This window comes from Vagococcus allomyrinae (genome assembly GCF_017829975.1).
Taxonomy (GTDB): domain Bacteria; phylum Bacillota; class Bacilli; order Lactobacillales; family Vagococcaceae; genus Vagococcus_D; species Vagococcus_D allomyrinae.
Genome location: NZ_JAEEGA010000008.1, coordinates 43,645 through 66,064, shown reverse-complemented (window position 1 = coordinate 66,064; position 22,420 = coordinate 43,645). Strand labels below are relative to the sequence as shown.

Annotated in this window: 17 protein-coding genes; 13 read left to right on the top strand and 4 right to left on the bottom strand. The window is 37.4% G+C overall.

The genetic code is table 11. From position 1 onward, the window contains the following. The first annotated feature begins 52 nt into the window (after positions 1-52). Together I6N95_RS12935 and I6N95_RS12930 are read left to right on the top strand one after the other, a co-directional pair. On the top strand, positions 53-1,075 hold the full coding sequence (locus I6N95_RS12935) for a LacI family DNA-binding transcriptional regulator (protein ID WP_209528611.1): 1,023 nt from the start codon (positions 53-55) through the stop codon (positions 1,073-1,075). 106 nt (positions 1,076-1,181) lie between these two features. Further along, the gene (locus tag I6N95_RS12930; protein WP_209528609.1) at positions 1,182-3,467 is read left to right on the top strand and encodes a glycoside hydrolase family 65 protein; all 2,286 of its coding nucleotides are present in this window, start codon (positions 1,182-1,184) and stop codon (positions 3,465-3,467) included. 50 nt (positions 3,468-3,517) lie between these two features. Here the strand turns inward: I6N95_RS12930 and I6N95_RS12925 are convergent, their stop codons facing one another. Then, on the bottom strand, positions 3,518-4,549 hold the full coding sequence (locus I6N95_RS12925) for an NAD(P)H-dependent amine dehydrogenase family protein (RefSeq protein WP_209528607.1): 1,032 nt from the start codon (positions 4,547-4,549) through the stop codon (positions 3,518-3,520). Between the two features lie 83 nt (positions 4,550-4,632). Here I6N95_RS12925 and I6N95_RS12920 point away from each other — a divergent pair, with 83 nt between their 5' ends. The 6 genes from I6N95_RS12920 (at position 4,633) to I6N95_RS12895 (ending at position 9,908) form a co-directional block, all read left to right on the top strand. Continuing rightward, on the top strand, positions 4,633-5,463 hold the full coding sequence (locus tag I6N95_RS12920) for a MerR family transcriptional regulator (RefSeq protein WP_209528605.1): 831 nt from the start codon (positions 4,633-4,635) through the stop codon (positions 5,461-5,463). A gap of 70 nt (positions 5,464-5,533) precedes the next feature. Then, the gene (locus I6N95_RS12915; protein ID WP_209528604.1) at positions 5,534-6,385 is read left to right on the top strand and encodes a MurR/RpiR family transcriptional regulator; all 852 of its coding nucleotides are present in this window, start codon (positions 5,534-5,536) and stop codon (positions 6,383-6,385) included. 133 nt (positions 6,386-6,518) lie between these two features. Next, the gene (locus I6N95_RS12910) at positions 6,519-7,352 is read left to right on the top strand and encodes a Cof-type HAD-IIB family hydrolase (RefSeq protein ID WP_209528602.1); all 834 of its coding nucleotides are present in this window, start codon (positions 6,519-6,521) and stop codon (positions 7,350-7,352) included. Positions 7,353-7,641: 289 nt separating this feature from the next. Then, a complete protein-coding gene (locus I6N95_RS12905) occupies positions 7,642-8,130 on the top strand; it encodes a GNAT family N-acetyltransferase (RefSeq protein WP_209528600.1) in 489 nt (162 codons plus the stop codon). Between the two features lie 134 nt (positions 8,131-8,264). Then, on the top strand, positions 8,265-9,266 hold the full coding sequence (locus I6N95_RS12900) for an LLM class flavin-dependent oxidoreductase (RefSeq protein ID WP_209528598.1): 1,002 nt from the start codon (positions 8,265-8,267) through the stop codon (positions 9,264-9,266). Between the two features lie 120 nt (positions 9,267-9,386). Then, complete coding sequence (locus I6N95_RS12895; protein ID WP_430727541.1) at positions 9,387-9,908, top strand: YehS family protein; 522 nt, start codon at positions 9,387-9,389, stop codon at positions 9,906-9,908. A 1,716-nt stretch (positions 9,909-11,624) separates the two neighbouring features. On the opposite strand, the gene I6N95_RS12890 is transcribed toward I6N95_RS12895, so the two are convergent. Next, positions 11,625-11,885 carry a hypothetical protein gene (locus I6N95_RS12890; protein ID WP_209528596.1) on the bottom strand — a complete coding sequence of 87 codons (261 nt, stop codon included), beginning with the start codon at positions 11,883-11,885 and terminating at the stop codon, positions 11,625-11,627. Between the two features lie 502 nt (positions 11,886-12,387). Between I6N95_RS12890 and I6N95_RS12885 the strand changes: the two genes are divergently transcribed. After that, positions 12,388-14,292: an endonuclease MutS2 gene (locus tag I6N95_RS12885; protein WP_209528594.1), complete on the top strand. Its 1,905-nt coding sequence runs from the start codon at positions 12,388-12,390 to the stop codon at positions 14,290-14,292. Between the two features lie 258 nt (positions 14,293-14,550). Here the strand turns inward: I6N95_RS12885 and I6N95_RS12880 are convergent, their stop codons facing one another. Both I6N95_RS12880 and I6N95_RS12875 read right to left on the bottom strand, forming a co-directional pair. Further along, complete coding sequence (locus I6N95_RS12880) at positions 14,551-16,092, bottom strand: response regulator transcription factor (RefSeq protein WP_209528592.1); 1,542 nt, start codon at positions 16,090-16,092, stop codon at positions 14,551-14,553. 47 nt (positions 16,093-16,139) lie between these two features. Then, the gene (locus I6N95_RS12875) at positions 16,140-17,837 is read right to left on the bottom strand and encodes a sensor histidine kinase (RefSeq protein WP_209528590.1); all 1,698 of its coding nucleotides are present in this window, start codon (positions 17,835-17,837) and stop codon (positions 16,140-16,142) included. A 341-nt stretch (positions 17,838-18,178) separates the two neighbouring features. Here I6N95_RS12875 and I6N95_RS12870 point away from each other — a divergent pair, with 341 nt between their 5' ends. From I6N95_RS12870 to I6N95_RS12855, 4 genes are all read left to right on the top strand, one after another. Further along, positions 18,179-19,819, top strand: coding sequence for an extracellular solute-binding protein (locus tag I6N95_RS12870; RefSeq protein WP_209528588.1), 1,641 nt, complete (start codon positions 18,179-18,181; stop codon positions 19,817-19,819). Between the two features lie 146 nt (positions 19,820-19,965). Next, positions 19,966-20,901, top strand: a complete 936-nt coding sequence (locus I6N95_RS12865; protein WP_245249485.1) for an ABC transporter permease — start codon at positions 19,966-19,968, stop codon at positions 20,899-20,901. 11 nt (positions 20,902-20,912) lie between these two features. Then, positions 20,913-21,800 carry a carbohydrate ABC transporter permease gene (locus I6N95_RS12860; RefSeq protein ID WP_209528586.1) on the top strand — a complete coding sequence of 296 codons (888 nt, stop codon included), beginning with the start codon at positions 20,913-20,915 and terminating at the stop codon, positions 21,798-21,800. 5 nt (positions 21,801-21,805) lie between these two features. Next, positions 21,806-22,411, top strand: a complete 606-nt coding sequence (locus tag I6N95_RS12855) for a YesL family protein (RefSeq protein WP_209528584.1) — start codon at positions 21,806-21,808, stop codon at positions 22,409-22,411. Positions 22,412-22,420: the final 9 nt, after the last annotated feature.

Genomic DNA, 22,420 nt, shown 5'->3' with positions numbered 1-22,420 from the left:
AGTACTATCTGTCGACTTAACGACAAAATCTGAAAGAGGTTAGGTGAGTGGAATGAACGTAACAATTAAACAAATCGCGCAAGAAGCAGGTGTCAGTTTGACGACCGTTTCAAATGTGATTAATCATAAAGCTCATCGTGTATCTGAGGAAAAGCGTCAAATTATTGAGGCAATCATCAAAAAATATGATTATTCGCCTAATATGAACGCCCGAGCTCTCGTTCAGTCTTCCTCACGCTTAATTGGTTTACTTTATTTTTCTGATACCCCAAGGTTAGACTTTTCCGATCCCTTTGTTACCGAAATTTTAGAAGGGATCGAGCGAAAAACAAAAGAAGCTGGTTTCTTTACGTTGATTCATAATGTTATTTCTAAACACGATATTTTGGCAGTTCAAAAAAATTGGAAATTTGAGGGGTTTATCGCTGTTGGTTTTTCTCAAGAGTTGTTTGAAGAAATCAATCAGGCGGTTCAAAGTCCGATTGTTTTTATTGATACTCATTTAGAGGCACGGGTTTATGACCATATAGAAGACTATCCGAAAAGATACTTTATTAATACAGATGATTTTCAGGCAGCTTATGCGGCAACTAGTTTTTTAATTGAAAAAGGGCATCAAGAAATTGCCTTTTTGTCCCATGTGTTTGACGACAGTCATCCAGGGGTTATCCAACAACGTTTTTTGGGTTATAAAAAAGCGCTGGAAATCAATCAATTAAGCTGGCAAGAACATCTGATATTTAACAAGTCGGATTTTCAAGAGATGTTAAGTAAACGAAAAGACTATAGTGCTGTCTTAGTTTCAGCTGATTATTTAGCAATGGAGTTTATTTATTTTCTTAAGCAAGCAGGTCATTATGAAGTGGAAGACGTTTCTATTATCAGTTTTGATGATATCAAGTATGCGGCCTTAAATGATCCACCTTTAACAACTATTCGGTTAGATCAAATAAGTAAGGGCGAACAGGCCATGCAGTTATTGGCTGATATTATTGATAAGGAAGAAGATCCTCAACAAATTACACAATTATATGGCAGTTTGATTGTCAGAGAGACAGTTGTACAACATCATTAAGAGAAATAGAACCATGGACGATTCTACCATGAGGTTCCCAAATGGTTTGGGCAATCTATTGATGGGGGAATGACTGCAGTGGTTCTTTCATGTAGGAGAGATGTAGATGGCGAAAATAGCAGATTTATATTACCAAGTGAGTCCCTGGAAGGTCAGCGAAGTTGGTTTTGATTCATCCCGTAATGAAGTATCCGAGTCGATATTTTCATTAGGCAATGAATATTTAGGGGTTCGTGGTTATTTTGAAGAAGGATATGGCAGCGCTAGTTTATTAGGAAGTTATTTTAATGGGGTTTATGAGAACAGTGTAAAAGAGCACGAAGCCCAATATAAAGGCATTATCAAGCGAAGTCACTTTATGGTGAATGCTGTTGATTGGTTATCAACAAAAATCGAACTAGAAGGAGAACGATTAGATCTTGCCGATGCAAACATAACGGAGTTCTATCGAGAGCTAGATTTTAAAACGGGCCAATTGAAGCGATCGTTTGTTTGGACAACCCTTGGCGGGAAGCGCATTAAAATTAGCTTAGTGCGTTTTCTTCATATGGAGTCCGTTTATTACAGTTATCAAAAGCTAGAATTTGAAGCGCTGAATTTTCAAGGGGAGATTCAAGTGGAACTTGGTCTCGATTTTGCTACAATTCATCAATCGGAAATGAGCAATTTTTGGACCGAGGAAATCAAAGAGGCAACAGCTAGTGGCGGTGCGATCATCGGTAAAACGTTAACGACTCAACAACAAATTTTTAGTGGTTTTGAAATCAAAACCTCAGCAGCCCTTTCATCAGAAATCATCGAAAGGGATAAATTTATCGGTCGTAAGTTAAACGTTAAACTTGAAGAGGGGAAAACTGTCTATATTCATAAATATATTACCAATATTGTTGATAAGCAGCAAACAGATCTTGATCTGCTTTGGCAAAGAGGTTTAAAGAGCCTCGAAGATCAATTGGCAGAAGGCTATGACAATGCTGTGACCCTCCAAAAGAGCTATTGGTCAGATGTTTGGCAGAAATACGACATCGAAATTGCTGGAGATGACTTGAATCAACAAGGGATTCGCTACTGTATTTTCCAAATGCAGCAAACCTATCATGGGCAAAATCCTGAGAATAACATAGGAGCCAAAGGTCTGACAGGCGAAGCCTATGGTGGGCACGCTTTTTGGGATACGGAAACCAGTTGTCTCCCTTTTTACTTATTAACAAATCTCAAGGCTGCTCGCAATCTACTGGAGTTTCGTTATGCGACGCTGGAACAAGCCCGTCAACGGGCTAAAGAGTTGGATTGTCAAGGAGCTTGTTATCCCATTGCGACCCTCAATGGAAATGAAGCTAGTGCTTTATGGCAACATGCCAGCTTGCAATTTCAACCGAGTACTGGGGTAGCATACGGGATTTGGCATTATGTCAACGTGTCTCAAGATCAGGCCTTTGTCTTTGAACACGGTGTTGAAATGCTAATTGAAATTTCACGTTTCTTAGCCTCGCGAGGTGACTGGAGTCCTAAAGGCCAATTCGGCTTTTACGGTGTTATGGGACCTGATGAGTTTCAAATGATGGTCAATCATAATGCCTATACCAATTACATGGCAAAAAAGACCTTCGAGTACACTTTGGAAGTGGTCAATCAAATTAAGCAGACTGCACCGGAAAGATATCGCTCCCTGCAAAAAGAGCTAGCTTTAAGTGATGAAGAGCAGCAGAACTGGCAAAATTGTGCTGAAAACACGTTGCTGATAGTGGATGAAGCAGGTTTAATTGAACAACACGATGGCTTTTTTGATTTGCCTCATGTGGCAATAAATGAAATACCTGTTGAGGAGTTTCCTTTGTACAACCACTGGTCATATGATCGTATTTATCGCAATGATATGATTAAACAACCAGATGTACTGATGTTTCAATTTTTGCACAATCAAGATTTTTCCGATCAGTCAAAAAAAGTCAATTACGAGTTTTATGAACCTAAAACAATTCACGAATCCTCTTTGTCGCCGTCTGTTCACTCTATTTTAGCCGCGGAGTTAGGAAAAAAAGAAGAAGCTTATGACTTTTTTGGATTTGCCACACGCATGGACTTGGACAATTATAATCGGAACACCCGAGAAGGGCTTCACACCACCTCGATTGCAGCGGCTTGGATGAACATTGTTTATGGCTTTGGTGGCGTTAGAACAGACGGTGATCGACTAGTGATGGCACCGATGATCCCACCCAAATGGCAAAGTTATCGCTTTACGATTACGTATCAAGATCAATTAATTGAAGTGTTAGTTGGTCAGGAAAGCAGTCAGTTTAGAGTAATTGATGGCAAGGACGTTTTAATCAAACTCTATGGAAAAGACTATCACGTGAATCAGACGACTTTGGAATTACCGATGATTTAATAACCTAGCGAGGAATAAACTCATTATTCCTCGCTAGGTTTTTGAGATTGTTACGTTAAATATGTATGCATTGGGTAAGTTAAATAGTCAAAACTAGGAACTTTTTCTGCCGTAATAAAGCCGGCAGGTGCCTGTATGACCGAAGGAATTCGGTTAACAATCGTGGCGCAAGTATGGGCCACCGTATCGGGTTTTTCGAGTGAAAAACGCATATTTGGCTCACCAGTGATTTCCCAGTCACACATATCACCATCTACTTCTCGATAAACCTTACCAATACATTCCACTTCTAACTCAACGCCTTGGTGCGTTTTAATAGTGGTGACTGCAGACATGCCGATGGCGTGACCAGCTTCAATCGTTCGGCCAAGTGTTTCAGAATAAACATCCTCTTCAAGGGTGAAAGGCACACTCTTCTGCGCAATTGATTTAATTGTCCAGTTCATTTTCGAGCAGATACCTTCAGCGGCATTCCACATATAGGAAGGGAAACTTTCCGCTTGAGCAATTTCTCTATCAAATTTAGCTAAATCGTAGCCAGCTCCGTGAGCCTCAGCCAGTGCTAATCCATAGTCCTCCACATTGTAACTGACAGCTCCTTTAATCTTTTTGAGCTTATTAGTTCCTGCCATCATTAGTGTCGGCATATTAATCCAATAAATGTCTTGCATCCCGGTTCCCATGATGGTGACTTGATTGTCTTTAGCTAAGCGATCTAGACGGTTTGTTTCAGATGGTGACGTATTCCAAGGATAGATAGCTTCTTCACAAGTGGTCAGTACGTTTACGCCATGTTTTAAGCAAGTTTCAAAAAATTGATAAGTTTCAGGCATATAGCTAAAAATAGTAACCAGTGCAATATCAGCATCCGCTTCTTTGAAAACCTCCTCCGCATCTTGCGATATCTTGACGCCGGTTTTATAGCCTAATTTTGCAAAATCCCCGATATCCATGCCAATAAGAGCCGGGTTGCTGTCAATTGCACCGACGATTTCCGCTCCGTGTGCGACCAAGTTTCTGATGATCACCTCAGCCATTTTGCCGCATCCGTACTGGACAACTTTAATTTTTTGTTTCATCATCTTTTTTCCTCCTAATTGATTTTTATTTCACAATCATAGTATAATCTCTATAGTAACTAGAGAGTCAAGGGAGAGTTTTGAAAATGTTTTCTAAAATGAAAATTGGCGATTTTGCTGAATTGAACAGTATTTCTATCCAGACGTTACGTTATTATGAAAAAGTTGGTCTAATTGTTCCGGCTTATATCGATTCCGAGACAAATTACCGTTACTATCACTTAAATCAATCTGCAAGTGTTGATATTATTCAATTTCTTAAGGGGTTTGAGTTTTCATTAAATGAAATAAAAGTTTTACTAGAGGAGTCCGATGACTTATCTTTGTTAGAAACCTTAATTCAGGAAAAACATCAAGCGTTAATCGCAGAAAAAAAACGGATAGAAAAGCGAATTAATTCATTGGATAGCTTCCAAGAAAATATGTTCGAGTATCAGCTGAACCAAAATAAAGACAGTATGGAAATCAAGAAGTTTCCAAAGCGGCATATTTTGACGTACCCCCTAAGGAAAAATATTTATCAAATGTCTGAGTTGGAATACGAATACCATTTACGTGAATTTAAGCAGCACTTAGTTGGAAAAGGTTTCCAGCGAGCAGATTTCAATCGCATCGGCTCCACCATCCAACGAGAGAACTTTGTCAAACAGGTGTTTCTTTCTCAAGAACTCTTTATGTTTGTTCCTAAAAAAATCAGCGAGGTACCGACAATTAGTTTGCCTGCTGGAAATTATGCGGTTTATTATTGCCATTCCTTTTCGGATGAATTGAAACGTTTAGATCAATTTTATCAAATGATTAAGGTCCAAGGGTTGCAAGTTATGGGTGATTATATTTGTGAAGTGATTTATGAAGTGCCCAAGCTAAATGACAATCAGCGCAATATGTTTATTCGAATGCAAGTTCCGGTTATCTGAATCAGCTTCTGGTGGACTCATGATATAATGGGTAATAGTAGAATGAAAGGTTGTTGAAGGAGAATGAATGATGAATATTGTTACTAAAATGTCAGAATTAACAGAGTTGACGGCAAATGAAAAAACGTTGGTCACTTATATTGTCGCTCATCCTAGAGAGGTCATCAATTTTCGTTCGGCTGAGCTAGGAGCTGCGGCATTTGTTTCAGTATCAACGATTTATAGACTGATAAATAAGTTAGGTTTGGCAGGTTTTGCAGAACTAAAAATTGAGCTAGCATCAAGCTTGAGAACTCTTGATAAAGACGCTGGGATTGATTATGATTATCCGATTGTCGAGTCAGATACGCCCTTTCAGATCATGAGTAATTTAAATAAAATTTACACCTATACCATTGATGAAACCGTTGGCTATGCTAATCCTGATGAGTTAGTGGAAGTTGGAAAACTATTATTGCAGGCGACAACCATTGATGTTTATGCCGCGTCAGCCAATTTGTTTTTTGCTCAAAATTTTAAATTTCAGATGCAAGAAATCGGTGTATTGATCAATGTCCCTGAGGAGGATTATATCCAAAGGCTGTCAGCAGCAAATAGTGATCACCGTCATGTGGCAATCGTTGTGTCGTATGGCGGCCGAGGCCAAACCACACGAGAAGTAGTTAAATTGTTGAAGGAAAATGAGGTGCCGATTATTCTAATTACGTCAATTCAAGAAAATCCGTTGCTCGAATTTGCGACTCACAAGCTTTATTTGGCTTCCGTTGAAAATCATTATGATAAAGTCTCATCATTTTCAACGCGTTTGTCGTTATTAACAGTCTTTGATACACTTTATGCCATTTATTTTAACCGTAACTACGATAAAAATTTGAGTTATAAATTAGAAAACTATCAGAAAATGAATAAAAAATTGATATAATTTTTCAAAAATAGCAGACAGGTATCAACTATCTGAAAAAATAGTATCAACTTTGCTAGACCAGGCATATTCTTTCGGGGGTGATGATACAATGAGATTGACAGACCTATAAAGAGAAGGAAGTGCTGAGAGTATGACGATAAAAGCGATAATTTTGGATTTGGATGGTACCTTGTTAAACAGTGAAAAGAACATAAGCCCAAAGACCAAAGCGACATTGATTGACGCGCAACAAAAGGGCATAAAATTAGTGTTGGCTTCTGGTCGACCAACTACGGGAATGATTCAACATGCCGAGGAACTTGAGATGGCAAAACATCATGGCTTATTAGTCTCCTATAACGGTGCCAAGGTGATTGATTGTCAAACGATGGCAGAACTATACAGTCGAGGCTTGACGGTCTCAGAAGGGAAGGCGGTACTGGAACACTTAAAACAATTTGATGTCAAGGTGATGATTGATAAGGGTAATTATATGTACGTAAACAATGTCTTCGCCGATCACCTGATGTATCGTGGGACGGAAATTAATATTATTGAATATGAGGCTCGTGGGGGCAATTTTTTACTTTGTGAGCAAGCCGATTTGGCTGAGTCTTTAGACCATGAATTAAGCAAAATATTAACAGCAGCCGATTCAGATTATTTAGCAGAAAATCACAAAAAAATGATGGCACCTTTTGAACAGACCTTAAATGCGATGTTTACAGCTGATTTTTATTTTGAGTTCACTGCGAAAAATGTTGACAAGGCGCAAGCCTTAGCGACAGTTTTGCAACCAATGGGAATTGAACCGGCAGAAATGATGGCGGTCGGCGATGGTCATAATGATCGATCCATGCTAGAGTACGCGGGATTTTCGATTGCGATGGAAAATGCCGTGCAGGAATTAAAGGATATTGCCACTCACGTTACCTTATCAAATGATGATGATGGCATTGCCCATATTCTGAACGAGCTTTTATAATATGCTGTTCTTGCTAGCATGATGCTAATAAAATTGTTGTAAATACTGAGAAGAGACGAGTAACGTTGACGGTCCACATCAGCAGTAACCGTCTTTTTTTGTTCTCTAGAAGTGATTTGTTGATAAATTGTCACAAGTATGTTGTAGCGGAAGTTTGTCATAACGGATGGGTTATTAGAGGAAAATGGTCATGTTGTTGATTGTTTGAATGTCACCGATAGCAGGTCAGCAGTAATGATGGACAAGTGTGGACCAATAAATAAAAAGACTGAATAATAAAGGAGATCATTTGAATAATATTGAAGTGTCAGTATCAGTTGAAGGAGAAAGGGCACGACTTAATCAGCTTTATCAAGAGGCCTGTCCTCATTTTAAGAAAGTCGAGGGAAGACCACCACTCAAACCTTTAGATGATATCACAGGACTTATTGGTGACCCACCTGAAGGAGAGCAAGTTATCTGTTATACCATTTATGCGGACACGATGATTGCTGGGTATGCTTGGTTGTTGGAAAAGCCGACTAGTTATTATTACATTTTACATTTTTATATCGGCAATCATTTTAAACGAAAAGGCATCGGTAAAGCGGCTGTCTTGGCTTTTGATAGGATTTATCGTGCAAAAGGAATCAGTCGATCGGAGTTGTTAGTATCAGGTGCCAATTATTTGGGATTAGTATTTTGGGTTTCATTGGGGTATAACACCATCATTCAGATTGAAGAACCAGAAAAATGGCAAACGACTTCAGTAGAAATTGAGCTAGCTAGGAATTTTTGAGGTAATTCTCTAGGCTGGTTATTAAAGCAGGTTGCCAATTAGTTTGGCTTTCCCGTGAGTTTTTCAAACTGATTGTTATCTTTCTTACTTTAAATTAGTTATAATAGTAGAAGAACAAATTTAAGGAGGATCAGATGAAATTAAGTGTATTGGATCAATTACCAGTAACTGAAGGCCAGACAGCCGTTGGTGCGATTGAAAAAACCATCGAATTGGCTCAATTGGCTGATCAGCTAGGATTTGAACGTATGTGGTTTGCAGAGCATCATGGAGGAGCGAGCTATGCCAGTTCGGCACCTGAAATTATCACGGCTTATGTAGCGGCGGCTACTAAAAGACTTCGTTTGGGAACTGGCGGCACAATGATGATGCATTACTCGCCACTGAAAATGGCCGAAGTCTTTAAAACATTGAGTGCCTTAGCACCTGGCCGCATAGATTTTGGCGTAGGACGAGCACCAGGAGGAGATATGCGGTCTGCAAAAGCATTGGCATCTGGTAATCAAGTGAAGCATGATGACATGTATGGTAAATTATTGACCACCTTAGAATTGATACGCGATCAGCGTCCCGCTGACCTCATTTATCGAGAGACGTTGGCCTCACCAGTTAATGTTCGGTTACCAGAAGCTTGGCTTTTAGGTTCTAGTGGCAATAGTGCGATGGAAGCCGGCCGGATGGGCATTAATTATTCATTTGCTCAATTTTTTATGGGTGGAATGAGTAAAGAGATCTTTGAGACTTATCGCAACTTTTTTGAGCCTTCTTACTACGCTGAGAAACCGGCTATCAATGTGGCCTATATGGCGACCGTCGCCGAAACTCAAGAAGAGGCTGATTATGAGGCTGGTCCTGTTGAAATTCATCGTCTGATGTTAACAAAAGGTGGGAAACTGGATTTCTTGACACCAGAAGGAGCTCAAGATGTTAAGCGTCGTTTGACGGAGATGGACAAGATAAAGTTAACAGAAGATCGAAAATATCGTCACTTAGTTGGAACGCCCAAAATCGTCGGAGATCAGATCAGCCAAGAGGGAGAACTTTTTGGGTTTGATGAGGCGATGATTGTCAGTATTACACACAGTCAAGCAAAAAGACTGCAAACGTATCGTTTATTAGCAAAAGAATTGTTATAGGTCGTAATTAAAGATGCATTCTTGTGTCATTCGTATTATACTAAAACAGAGATAATTAATCGTTTGCTCGTGAGTGGGTTAAAGCAAGAGCAACTGATAATACTTTATGAGGTAGGTATGATGATGAATAACAATGATAAACTTGTCAGGTTGAGATATGCCCTTGATATTAAAGACGCAGAGCTGGTCAAAATATTTGAGTTAGGTGGTTTAAAACTGACCAAAGAGGAAGTGGCACTGTTTTTAAAGCGAGTGCCTAATCCGGCGACAGAAACAGAGAAGTACCCTGAAAACTTATATGAAACGACAATTGATAATAAGACCTTGGAGATGTTTTATAATGGTTTAATTACTTTTAAGAGAGGGAAGCGTCCCTTAAAACCAGGGGAAGTCGAAAAACCTGTACCATTGGGGATGACACATCAAAATGGCAATAACGTCATGATGAAAAAGCTGAAAATTGCTTTGGCCTTAACTAGCACAGAGATGGTTGAGATTATTGGCAAAGCTGGGCTAACGGTTACCGAAAGTGAATTAGGCGCGATTTTAAGAAAAGAAGGCCACCGTAACTATCAAATGTGTGGCGATAATTTTGCCCGTAATTTTATTAAGGGAATTGCGTTAACTTACCGCAAAGAATAACAAAGGATAAGGATCGATAGCTTACCAATTTGGTCGTCCTCTATTAAGCCGATTATCTGATTGCCAGTTTCTGATTAGAGTTAGTAATTTAGTTATAAACTGAGCCATAATAGATTTTTCTATGAACACTGACAGAAAAAGTCAGTGTTTTTGTTGCCTATCTAATTCACAACAGGTAGCGCATAACATTATCCCAAGCCGTGTTTGACATTGTGTAGTAAAATTAGTCATGTTATGGCTAATGTATAGTGATTAATTTTCAATTTCTACCACTAATTTCACTAAAGGATCACTTTTTTTCTTTGGTGGTAGAATTTTCCTCATAATACGGAATAACATTGGAAGATTCGCTTCGTTTCTGAAAAATTAACTGATATTCAAGGAAATTAGTACTTAGACGATCATGCGTGAATGTGGTATAAATCGGAGTAAGCATGCCATTTATCAAGATATCGGATTGTGCATAGTGTCAAGTATTACGAAAGGGAGATTTATTATAGGTAACTGCGATAAAAAATTTTTCCCGCTCCTTTTGACTGTATGTCGGGTTTAACAGGATTAGTGAAAATAACGCTTTGAGAAAAGTGCTTATAGTAGAAAAAATATTTTATCAACCTGACTCGCTCGTTTAACCAAACAAAAAGTGATCTTAAAGTGTCAGGTTAAACCCGACATGACCACTTTTTTTCTGAAGAATTAAATAACGATTTGATGAAATTCTTTCGATTGCTCATCGAGGATTCAGATGGCCTCATTAGTAAGGGGGTATCCATAACAAAAGTGAATAATATTTCGAGCAGTATGTCGGGTTTAACAGGATTAGTGAAAATAACGTTTTAAGAGTGGCTTTCATGATGAAAACAGTGTTTTAGCAACCTGAATAACTTGTTTAACAAAACAAAAAAGCGATTTTAGAGTGTCGGGTTAAACCCGACATGACCACTTTTTTTCTGAAGAATTAAATAACGATTTAATGAAATTTTTTCGGTTGCTCATCGAGGATTCAGGTGGCCTCATTAGTAAGGGGGTATCCATAACGAAAGTGAATAATATTTCGAGCAGTATGTCGGGTTTAACAGGATTAATGAAAATAACACTTTAATAGTGAATTTCATGATGAAAACAGTGTTTTAGCAACCTGATTAACTTGTTTAACAAAACAAAAAAGCGATTTTAGAGTGTCGGGTTAAACCCGACATGACCACTTTTTTTCTGAAAAATTTAATAACGATCTGATAAAACTTTGACAATGACTCATCGAGGATTCAGATAGCCTCATTAGTAAGGGGGTATCCATAACAAAAGTGAGTAATATTTCGAGCAGTATGTCGGGTTTAACAGGATTAATGAAAATAACGTTTTAAGAGTGGGTTTCATGATGAAAACAGTGTTTTAGCAACCTGATTAACTTGTTTAACAAAACGAAAAAGTGATTTTAGAGTGTCGGGTTAAACCCGACATGGCTGTTCTATTCTTAAACAATTTGAAATATTAATTAATGATTCTGTAAGCTAGATTCAACAGCTGGTTTGTAATAGAACAAAAAGAATCATTCAAGATAGAATGTAGAGGAAAAATGGCAGAGCAAAGGCCATGGAATGATGACGAAACAACAACTTGCTGTAGATGAAAGCATTGAAACAACAGAGATTTATAGCGAATAGTTGCCCAAAGAGGAGACAATGGACGGAAGTCCATTGTCTCCTTGAGTTATTGCTACATCTGAACATTCACTTGATTAACATTATTCACAAATGACAAGTCAAGAGAGTGGTCGTATTTTTCTGATTCGTCCAACACGGAAAAGTTTAAGATTAAGGTAGTTCCTTCAATTGTAAGATCGAAAAAATCAACTCCTTCGTAAACCATTCGTTCAGAATTATTTTGAATCACGATCAGTTTACCGTCTTCAACATATAGCTTAGATGCTAAAATATCATTTTTAATACTGACAATCGATCTTTCTTTGCGGGCCATAATTGATCATCTCCTTAAAATTAGTATAACATAAATCGGGAAAATCAGCTTTTATAAGCATTAGGAGGCTAAAGTTAGTGAAAGTAACCAGTTCAATTTGACGTCAGCTAAGAATCATTGTATAATTTTGTTGGAGTTATTATTTTGAATGTTAAATAAATCAATCAGGAGTGCTTTTTGTGAGTGTAACAGTATCTAACTAGGTAATTAAAGACTGAATAAATTTTGTTCGTCAGAACATTTATTTGGTGACCTCAAAAGATACTGAACTTACTCAATAAAAAGGACTATTTTTTTAATAGTTTATTTGAGCTAGGGAATTTATCCTTGGCTCTTTTTGATATCACGAAATGGCTCATTCAAAATAAAATGAGTATCTTAGCTAGGGGAATTGTTTAGTTAGAGAAATGTGACAATATAAATAAAACTGTAAGATGGTAGCAGCTAGATAGAGATAAAGAATGTAGCAACATAGGCTATCATTATGATTGAGGAGAACAACATGAATAAAGACACAATTGAAAAAACACAATTTATCCAAGTAATCGAGCGTTTAAAAGGGTATGCAATTAGCTCTTATGGAAAACAACGCATCGAAGAATTAACACCCAGTAGCAATCTGGCACTGGTAAAAAATAGACTGAGAGAAACTGCTGAAGCAAAGGCTTTATTATTAGCTAATCTCCATGTTCCATTTATGGGATTAAGCAACATTGAGCATTTAACGAATCAAGTGGAGAAAGGCTTCATTTTAGACCCTCATGAATTGATTGATTATGCTGACTTTTTGCGCAGCGGTCGTTTGATTCAAAACTTTATGGAAAAAAATAAAAGTCTCTCGCCGCTGTTGGCTAATTATAGTTTGGCGATCCAAACGTTTAGCGATGTGGAAGACGATATTTATCGAACAATTCGTAACAATCAAATCGACACTGAAGCTAGTCGAGAATTACGCAAAATTCGTAGAAGTATTCAAGAATGTGAACGTGAGATAGAAGAAAAACTAAGTAAGTTTTTACGAAGTAGTGGCAACAAAAGTAAAATTCAAGAGTTTATTATCGTCAAGAAAAATGAACGATTTACAGTGCCAATTAAGGCAACATATAAAAATCAAATAAGCGGTACTATCGTGGATGCTTCAAGTAAAGGAACAACGGTTTTTATTGAACCTGCCGGCGTGACAAAACTGAATGATAAGTTATACGGGTTGAAATTAGCGGAGAGTGCTGAAGTCTATCAAATTCAATCTGCTTTGACGGGGATGATTGCCGAACAGATGACAACTGTTAAGTTGAACATTGACATCATAGCTGAATATGACGCAATTTTTGCTCGTGGTAAATACAGCCGAGATATTGGTGGAAGAGAACCTCAGGTTAATAGAGAAGGTTACACTCACTTTGTGAATGTCAAACATACCTTATTAGGGAAACAAGCGGTCCCCCTTAATCTAACCTTAGGTAAAGATCATCATGCCTTAACGATTACCGGCCCTAATGCAGGAGGCAAAACCGTGGTGCTTAAAACCCTCGGATTGATCACCTTACAAGTGATGATTGGCATGGAGATCATGGCAGACGAACCGACTGAAATTGCTTTGTACGATCAAATTTTTGTGGATATCGGTGATCAACAGAGTATTGAGAATGCCTTGAGTACTTTTTCAGGACACATGAGCAATATTTCTGCTATTATGAAAGAAGCTCAGGCTAACAGTTTAATTCTACTAGATGAATTGGGTAGCGGAACAGAACCAAACGAAGGCGCTGCGTTAGCCATTGCCATCATGGAAGCATTTTATCAAAAAGGTTGTACGGTGGTAACGACAACTCATTATGGAGAAATTAAACGGTATTCAACTCTTCACCCTGATTTTGTTACAGCCGCCATGGCCTTTGACGCTGCTACCTTATCGCCACGTTACCAGTTGATTATGGGCGAGACGGGAGAAAGTAATGCCTTTTGGATTGCCAATAAAATGGCACTTAATGAGCAAGTTGTGGCGAAAGCTCAGAGCTATCTGGACAATCGTGAGTATCATTTAGAAAAAAGAACTCAACGACAGCCGAAACATGTCGTTGTGGCAAGGGAAGTACAAGAATCGGTCCCTCTGTCGAAAGGCGATCGTGTGCTTTATTTGGAAAATGGTCAGCAGGCAATTGTCTTTGCTGAAGATGAAAAACGCCAAACCGTGGTAATTTTATCGAACGAGGAGCTCGTGGAGGTACCTAAAAAGCGCCTTAAACTTGAAATACCAGCGACACAGTTGTACCCCTCAGATTACGACTTAGATAGTTTGTTTACTTCTTATCATTATCGTAAGGAAAAACGAGACTTAGAACGGGGCTCAAAGAAGGCTCACAAAAAACTCCAAAAAGAAATGCGAGCTAGACGGGAACAGCTGTAAATACGAACAGGAATCATTCTTATCAGAAGATTCCTGTTTTTTTGGTTCCTTGATTAATAGAACTGATAAGTGATTTTACAAAGCTAATGAATGGAGAGTGTGTCTTTCATTCCGCATTTTCTTTAATCTTATGTGCTAGAAAGAGAAAAATTGTAATTAATGAAAAGCATAGTCTGAACAGAGGTCAACATATGTTAGTCTGTCGTGATAAATAGAGTTACGATGGTTTTGGAAATCGGCCTGATTATTAACTCTGAGTTAAATCAACTGGCTACGAATGGAATTACGATAATCCAAAGGGGTCATGCCAATGGTATTTTTAAATTGTGCAGAGAAATAGGAGATATTGGCAAAGCCGACTAGCTCTGCGATTTCGTAAATTCTTAATTCAGGATTCCTCAGAAGACGAGTAGCGTATTGCATTTTTTCTTGGAAAATAATATCTTTCAAATTGTGGCCTGTCTTTTCTTTATAGATTTTAGAAATATATGCCGGATGATAGTTGAGTGCTTCTGCTATCCAGGAAACAGTAATATTTTTTTCAGTATTTTTATAAATCAAATGATTAATTCTATCGATTAAAGAGAATGAATTCAACTTTTGACTTTCTTCTTGAAATTCTTGAGTCATGGTTCTTAGGAAAATAATTAATTCGGAAAAGGAGGAATAGCTTCGTTCCAAGTTAAGACGAATAAGCGAGTCTCGCATATTTTTTATAATGGTGCTATTTTTTATGCTGATGAGATAATAAAAACTATTGATAAAGGTAAAGAGTAATTCGTCTTGTAAGGCGTGTGAGTCTGAGGTGTTTTTGGAAACCTCTACCTCAATTAATGTTAATTTTTTATAGATTTCTTCAAAATTCTCAATTTCAAATAATTGTTGAAAACTTGGTTTTTTATGTAGTTCTTGGATGGAAAATGAGAACGAATCCTCTGTTATTTGAGGACTAACTTCAATGACCGACTTTTGAGATAGCGGCATATTATAAAGTTGATCTCTCATAAATCTAAGGTGCTGAACTAATTGAGCAAGCGACAATTTTTCGGCTGAATAATAAACTCTGACAGTTAAAAATAAGGTTTGATGAATGATTAAGCGAATGTTATCGAGACTCAAGTGCCATAATGATTTTTTTACTTTATTTTTTTTCTTTATCACATAGTAGAGGCAATTTTTTTTGTTGTAAATAAAGTAAGCTTCTAAGTATTTTTGTGAACTTTTTTTGATTAATTGTGAGACTGAGCGAATCAGGTTTTCTAATGAAATATCTGTCTCGCTGTATTCAATCGCGATCAACTGAAACTCAGAGTATGTTGCCCCTTCTTTAAAGAAAGCTATTTTCTCAATTTCGTCTGTTGACAGCTTGCCATTTAAAAAGCGATTGATGATTTTTCTTTCGGCAAATTGGTCCTCAGGAGAGTCTTCCCTCTGTTGAATAAGTTCAGTGGCACGGCCGACGGCAGCTAATAGCTCGTCATCTTTAACGGGTTTCGTAAGAAAATCAACGGCATGAAGTTTGACTGCTTGTTTAGCGTAAGAAAATTTTTCATAGCCTGAAATATAAATGCACAACATATTAGGAAAATGAATTAAGATTTGTTCATACAAGTCGAGACCAGTCAGCCCAGGCATTTTTATATCGGAAATCAGTAAATCGATTTCATTATTTTGCACGATATCTAAAGCAACAGAGGCTTTATTGGCAGTGAATACTTGGCTGAATCCGTGAGTTCTCCAGTCAATTAGTAACATGCTTTTGATCAGTAATGGTTCATCATCAATAAGAAGTAGTTTCATCTGTTTTTCCTCCTGAAATCATATTAGATAAAGGTCAATGGCGTTGGTTATACCAACGAGGCGACTGGAATTTTTATTGTGACTACAAGACCGCGTGGTGTATTCTGCGATACTTTTAAAGAAGTTGTTTTGCCGAAATTATAGTGCAGGCGACGTTTAATATTAATTAAACCAATATGAGTTTGATCATCACCTTGTAAAATCACCTGATTAATATAGGTGATTTCTTTTGGCGTGATGATTTTGCCGTTATCTTCCACTTGTAAAATAAGTTCCTCTTGTTGAATAAACCCTTTGATGTTTATTTCTAAGTTATCCTCAGATGTTTCAATCCCAAATTTAATGGAATTCTCAACGATTGGTTGCAACAACATAGGTGGAAACTTGATGTCGTAAAGGTCAGAATTGATTGCCATCTGATAGTTTAGACGCTGAGAGCGCATTTCAAAGATATGTAAGTAGGTTAGAATCGCATCCATTTCCATTTTGATCGTGTTATCCCCATTACTTTTCGAAAGGATATAACGGTAATAATCAGATAATGAGTAACACATCTCTATCACGTCATCGGTCATATTTAGTTTAGCGGCACTGGCAATAAATGACAGAGAATTGTATAAAAAGTGTGGGTTCATCTGTAACTGTAATTGCTTTAATTCGGCACTTTTGGTTCGGTCTTGTTCATCGATGACGTCTTGAATGAGTGTGGTTATTTTTTGGCCTAAGAGATTAAAGTTTTTAATGATATATTGATATTCACTTTCGGCGTGCGAATTAATTCGATAATCGTAGTTACTTTGTTGAAATTCCAACAGCCCAGAGGTAACTTCTCTTAAGGGTTGATGAATTTTTCGTCGAATCACTGACAGAGCGTAGAAGATAACCGCAGTTAGAATGGAGATAACGGTTAAAAAAGCAATAATGGATAAGATGATATTGGGCATGATATGGGTAATATCCTTAACACTGGCAAGTGTAAAAAGGGGTGTTTGATCATCTTGATAACGAGACATCAAATAAATTTTATTGTGTTTAAATGTGATAAAACTGTTTTTATCGGTATTGCCATTGGCGTATTTATCATAAAAAAATTTATTGGCATCGTTGAATAGATTATTTGTATAAATCGAGTTGTTAATAATCAAGGCCACACCATCGGAAGAACGCATATTTTGAGCGAGCAACTGATTGGGGTCGACTGAGACTCTGACGATGTAATCGGTTTTATTTGTTGATTCCAAGTTTTTACTATTGAGATTATTTGTGTAGTAGGAAAGTAGCGCGCCGGATTGATTTTTTTCATATAACCAATTTCTAAATAAAATGACTTTTTTATCTGTTAAATTTTTATATGGCGCCGAGGTGCCAAGTGTTTGCTGTGTCTTTGGAAAAAAGACTTCAAAATTGTTCATCATCTTAATGGAAAAACTCTGTATTTGTAGGACATCTTCAAAATTCTTAGCCAGTAATAATTGATACGCCTGTTCGGGTGAATATCTGGAGCTATCAATTTCAAATTCAAGTAGTGAATTACTTTTAGAAATCAGAAATGCAGATTGGGACAGTTTATCTAAGTTATCATTTATTGAAATGTTGAGTATTTCTAATTCATTGGTGAGGCTTTCCTTTTCATTATCAATCGCATTTGATATTTGTTTGAAAAATAATAGGGTACCGATAATGATAGCAACTGCAAAAATAGTGAAGATTGCTGCATATATTCGAGAAAAAGTTTTATTTTCCATGAATTTTTGTCCTTTCTTTCACTATAATTGAGTGTTGGCAGTCATCTGAAATTAGTTAAATCATAGCAATAGAAATTTTGTCTGTCAATCTCAGAAAGAAAAGAACTGCCTTGATTATTAAAAAGAGCTTCCATGACGACTAGAACGAATCGACGGGAAGTCTGGAAAAATAGTGGAGGATGTTTATAATAAAGGACAGGCTAAGAAATTGCGGATTAGTTAAAATAAGTAAAATAATGACAATTATCTAAGATTATTGTATAAGACCTTAAAAAAATAGTCTATTGTACCAAAAAAAGAAAACGTATACTTTGGGTGTGATCAATCAAAGGAGGAAAGACATGAAAAAGAGCAGACTTCTATTGTGTTTATTAGTGTTGGGTAGTGTGGCATTAGCTGCATGTGGGACAAAGGAAGGCAACGACGAGAAACCGGTTAAAGCCTCAGATGTTAGTGTTGAACCAGGAGCACCGTACAAAGAAGCAATTACGACAACGATGGTTATCTCTGACCCTTTCGGAAAAGTTAAGACACCTTTTACCGAGACGGCATGGGGAAAGGCTTATCAGGATGAATTAAATGTGGTATTGGACGTTAAAGCAGTTATTGCTTCTTCTAGCTATCCAGAGCGGTTGAATACGTTGATTGCTTCAGATGACTTACCTGACTTATTCAAGGTGCCGAACAATATGTTGGAGCAATTGATAGAGGATGATATGTTAGCGGATATTACAGATATTTACGATAAGTTTGCTTCCGATCGTCTTAAAACATTTACTGAGGCTAATGGAAAACGGGCTTTAGAAGGTAGTATGGTTGACGGAAAAATTTATGGTGTTCCAATTGCGGGGAACGAGCAGGCGTCACGGACAGTTGTGATGATTCGTAAAGATTGGTTAGACAAAGTGAAGTTAGATGCGCCTGAAACAATCGAAGAAGTTTGGGAAATTGCGGAAGCTTTTCAAAAGAATAAATTAGGCGGCGAAAACACGATTGGCATTCCGATGGATAAGACCTTAAGTCAAGTTGGTGCTATTGCTTCGGCTTATGGAGCTCATCGAAATATTTATGAAGTCAATGACAAAGGTGAGTTAGAATATTCTAGTATTCAGCCTGAAATGAAAAAAGCCTTAGCAGTGATGAATGAGAAATTTGAAGATGGCGTCATTGACATGGAGTTTATTGCTAAGGACAACGAAAAAGTTAATGAAGAATTAAAGGGTGGTAAAGCTGGTATTTGGTTCAGTGGAACGGGAGCTAACGCAGGTGTTATCGAGCCAGTATTAACGAGTAATCCCGAAGCGAAATTTATTGCAGTCCCCATTCAAATGTCAGATGGCTCAGTTGCCAGTCAAGAAATGCCAACAACAGCAGGCGATTTTTGGGTAGTTAAAAAAGGTGCTAAAAATCCAGAAGCCTTATTCAAATTATTGAATTTCACTCTGGAAAAATGGGATTCTTTAAAAACCTTGGATGAGTTTGGGATGTACAACTATAATTCACCAACGGGACAATCTGGTTTTCACGGTTTTCCAATTGGCGGCATTCCCGAAGCGACCTTGCGCTGGCCAGTGCAACGTAAGCACTATGAAGAGACGGGTGAGTATTCTGAGGATGTTGATCCAGAGGAAGAAACGAAGATTCAAAATGCCCTTAAATTTGCCAAGGAAGGCAAAGGAACGCCTTTGGAAATGTTAAATGAGTGGGAAACATCGCCAACTGGACCAGGTGTTGCCTTAGGAAAATATGCCGATGGCGATCATTATGCTTATAATTACAATCAAGGATTTGGTTCACCAACGATCAAAATCAAACAAAGTATTCTTGAAAAAATTGAATTGGATAATTTTATGAATATTATTACTGGCAATCAACCCATTGATAGCTTTGATAATTATGTTAAAGAGTGGCAGAAAAATGGTGGTGATCAAGTTGTGGAAGAATTAAATACATGGTTTAAAGCCAATCCTAATTTGAAATAATCATGGTTTTGCCTGTTAATCACTAACAGAATGGCCAAAGAAAAAGACTGTGGTGTCTGTCTATTCCACAGTCTTTTCTTAGAATAGAAGAAAGTATAAAACTTTCTCTCTATATTCGCGAAACTTTTTTTATAGGATAGGAGGAGATGAAGGAAATGGAGTTGCCTAAGAAAAAAAAATCGATTTTTGCAAAGTTCTTTAATAAAAATACCCCGTTACATCTGATGATCTTACCAGGATTGTTAATCCTTTTAATTTTTAATTATTTGCCGATGTTTGGTGTTGTGATGGCTTTTCAAAATTACCGTCCTGCCAGAGGTATTTTGGGATCGGATTGGGTTGGTTTAGCTAATTTTAGGGATATCATGAATTTTCCTGATACAGGCCAAATTGTCTTTAATACGACGTATATAGCCGCTGTAAAAATTGTGCTTAATTTAATTGTTCCGGTTATCTTTGCTTTATTGATCAATGAAGTACGAAAAAAATGGTTTTTAAAAGGTGTTCAAACGATTATCTATTTACCTAATTTTATCTCTTGGGTTATTCTAGGTGGCGTTTTTATCGATTTATTGTCACCTTCTTCAGGATTGATTAACGAAATCGTCAAAGCGTTTGGCCATAAACCTATTTTTTTCCTAGGGGATAATGAGTGGTTTAGACGAACGATCTTTGCGACGGATGTCTGGAAAAATTTTGGTTACAATACGATTATTTATTTCGCTGCATTGACAGGCATAGATGGATCGCTGTATGAAGCGGCTCAAATAGATGGTGCAAATAAGTGGAAGCAGATTAAGCATATTACCTTGCCGGGAATTATGCCAATTGTGGTTGTCATGACGATCCTTAGCTTAGGTAATATTCTTAACGCAGGGTTTGATCAAATTTTTAACTTATACAATCCTTCTGTCTACAAGACTGGTGATATTTTAGACACCTTTGTTTATCGACTAGGGTTCCAGCAGGCTCAATATAGTTTTTCAACAGCAATTGGGCTGTTTAAATCAGTTATCTCTTTGGCCTTGACCTCATTGTCATACTGGTTTGCATATAAGTTTAGTGATTTCAGAATTTTTTAGGAGGGAACAGTATGAAGAAAGTAAGTAAGTCATTTCGAGTGTTTGAAGTTTTTAATTATCTGTTTCTGACCTTGGTCGCTTTAATTTGTATTTTACCATTTGTCCATGTCTTGGCGATTTCTCTTAGTTCAGACGCAGCGGCAAACAGTGGAGCTGTAACTTTTTTTCCAAAAGAGTTGTCGTTTGAAGCGTATAAATATTTAGCAGCCAAGTCTGAATTTTTGCAGTCATTACTGGTCAGTGTTAAACGGGTGATACTGGGGTCAATTATTGGCGTGGGAACCACCATTTTATGTGCCTATCCGCTATCAAAAGAAAACAATGACTTTAAAGCACGCAAATACTATGTTTGGATTTTTATTTTTGCCATGTTGTTCAACGGTGGTTTAATTCCAACTTATTTGGTTGTTAAGCAGGTAGGCTTTATTGATACGATTTGGGCATTGGTCATTCCAGGGGCTGTTGCAACAGGAAATATTATTTTGATGCTTAATTTTTTTAGAGGGATTCCAAAAGCTTTAGAGGAAGCAGCCCTGATTGACGGGGCCAGTCATTGGACGATATTGTTTAAAGTCTATCTCCCGTTAAGCACCGCTTCAATTGCAACGATTACACTGTTTACTATGGTGGGGCATTGGAATGATTGGTTTGCGCCACTATTATACATGAACGACACTGCTAATTACCCTTTAGCGACTTATTTACAAAATATGATCCAAGCATCTTCTTTAATCAAAGATGCCACTGATCCAGAATTAATTAAGCAGTTGTCAGCAATTGGCAATAAGACAATGCAGTCAGCGCAAATTTTTTTAGGTGCATTGCCAATCTTATGCGTCTATCCTTTTTTGCAAAAATATTTTGCTAAGGGAATTACAGTTGGAAGTGTGAAGGGGTAATGACAATGACATGGTCACTGAAAGGATTGAATAGTCTCTCAGATAAAATTCTAAAAATTGTGGTCTTAAATATGCTGGCGATTATCGAGTTAGTCATAACCTTAGGCATTTTTGGCGTGGGTCCGCTAATGGTCGCGACGGTTGCGGTTAGTGAGCAGGAGTTGAATTTCGTAGAGGCTGTTAAGGTTCAAGTGAAGAGCTTTAAAGAAAACTTTATTACCATCAATCGGATTTGTTTATACAATATCCTATTGTCTGTGTTGATGGTGTACACGTTATTGGTAATTCAATGGAGCCACACCACAGATTTTAATCAGTATCGCCCGGTATTAATTGGGATGTTGATGATTAATTTAGTGATGGTGATGGTTCAATCATTTTTGTATGAACGATATGGCATAAAGGGGAAAGAAGTCCGACAGAACATGAGTTATCTCCTACTGTTTTCTCCGTGGACGACATTGAAAGCTGTGATTCTTCTTTTTGCTTTTAGTTATTTAGGTTATGTATTGCCATTTTTAGTAGGAACTTGTCTGGTAAGCCTTTATCTTAATTTTGTTTATCACCAGTTGAATCGTGCGCTGGCTAAGGTAAAGGCAAAGAAAAAATAATGTAAAGGA

Excerpts from the sequence above, each read along its gene's own strand:
- I6N95_RS12935 (WP_209528611.1), top strand. The coding sequence starts at position 53 with ATGAACGTAACAATTAAACAAATCGCGCAAGAAGCAGGTGTCAGTTTG.
- I6N95_RS12930 (WP_209528609.1), top strand. The coding sequence starts at position 1,182 with ATGGCGAAAATAGCAGATTTATATTACCAAGTGAGTCCCTGGAAGGTC.
- I6N95_RS12925 (WP_209528607.1), bottom strand. The coding sequence starts at position 4,549 with ATGATGAAACAAAAAATTAAAGTTGTCCAGTACGGATGCGGCAAAATG.
- I6N95_RS12920 (WP_209528605.1), top strand. The coding sequence starts at position 4,633 with ATGTTTTCTAAAATGAAAATTGGCGATTTTGCTGAATTGAACAGTATT.
- I6N95_RS12915 (WP_209528604.1), top strand. The coding sequence starts at position 5,534 with ATGAATATTGTTACTAAAATGTCAGAATTAACAGAGTTGACGGCAAAT.
- I6N95_RS12910 (WP_209528602.1), top strand. The coding sequence starts at position 6,519 with ATGACGATAAAAGCGATAATTTTGGATTTGGATGGTACCTTGTTAAAC.
- I6N95_RS12900 (WP_209528598.1), top strand. The coding sequence starts at position 8,265 with ATGAAATTAAGTGTATTGGATCAATTACCAGTAACTGAAGGCCAGACA.
- I6N95_RS12895 (WP_430727541.1), top strand. The coding sequence starts at position 9,387 with ATGATGAATAACAATGATAAACTTGTCAGGTTGAGATATGCCCTTGAT.
- I6N95_RS12890 (WP_209528596.1), bottom strand. The coding sequence starts at position 11,885 with ATGGCCCGCAAAGAAAGATCGATTGTCAGTATTAAAAATGATATTTTA.
- I6N95_RS12885 (WP_209528594.1), top strand. The coding sequence starts at position 12,388 with ATGAATAAAGACACAATTGAAAAAACACAATTTATCCAAGTAATCGAG.
- I6N95_RS12880 (WP_209528592.1), bottom strand. The coding sequence starts at position 16,092 with ATGAAACTACTTCTTATTGATGATGAACCATTACTGATCAAAAGCATG.
- I6N95_RS12875 (WP_209528590.1), bottom strand. The coding sequence starts at position 17,837 with ATGGAAAATAAAACTTTTTCTCGAATATATGCAGCAATCTTCACTATT.
- I6N95_RS12870 (WP_209528588.1), top strand. The coding sequence starts at position 18,179 with ATGAAAAAGAGCAGACTTCTATTGTGTTTATTAGTGTTGGGTAGTGTG.
- I6N95_RS12865 (WP_245249485.1), top strand. The coding sequence starts at position 19,966 with ATGAAGGAAATGGAGTTGCCTAAGAAAAAAAAATCGATTTTTGCAAAG.
- I6N95_RS12860 (WP_209528586.1), top strand. The coding sequence starts at position 20,913 with ATGAAGAAAGTAAGTAAGTCATTTCGAGTGTTTGAAGTTTTTAATTAT.
- I6N95_RS12855 (WP_209528584.1), top strand. The coding sequence starts at position 21,806 with ATGACATGGTCACTGAAAGGATTGAATAGTCTCTCAGATAAAATTCTA.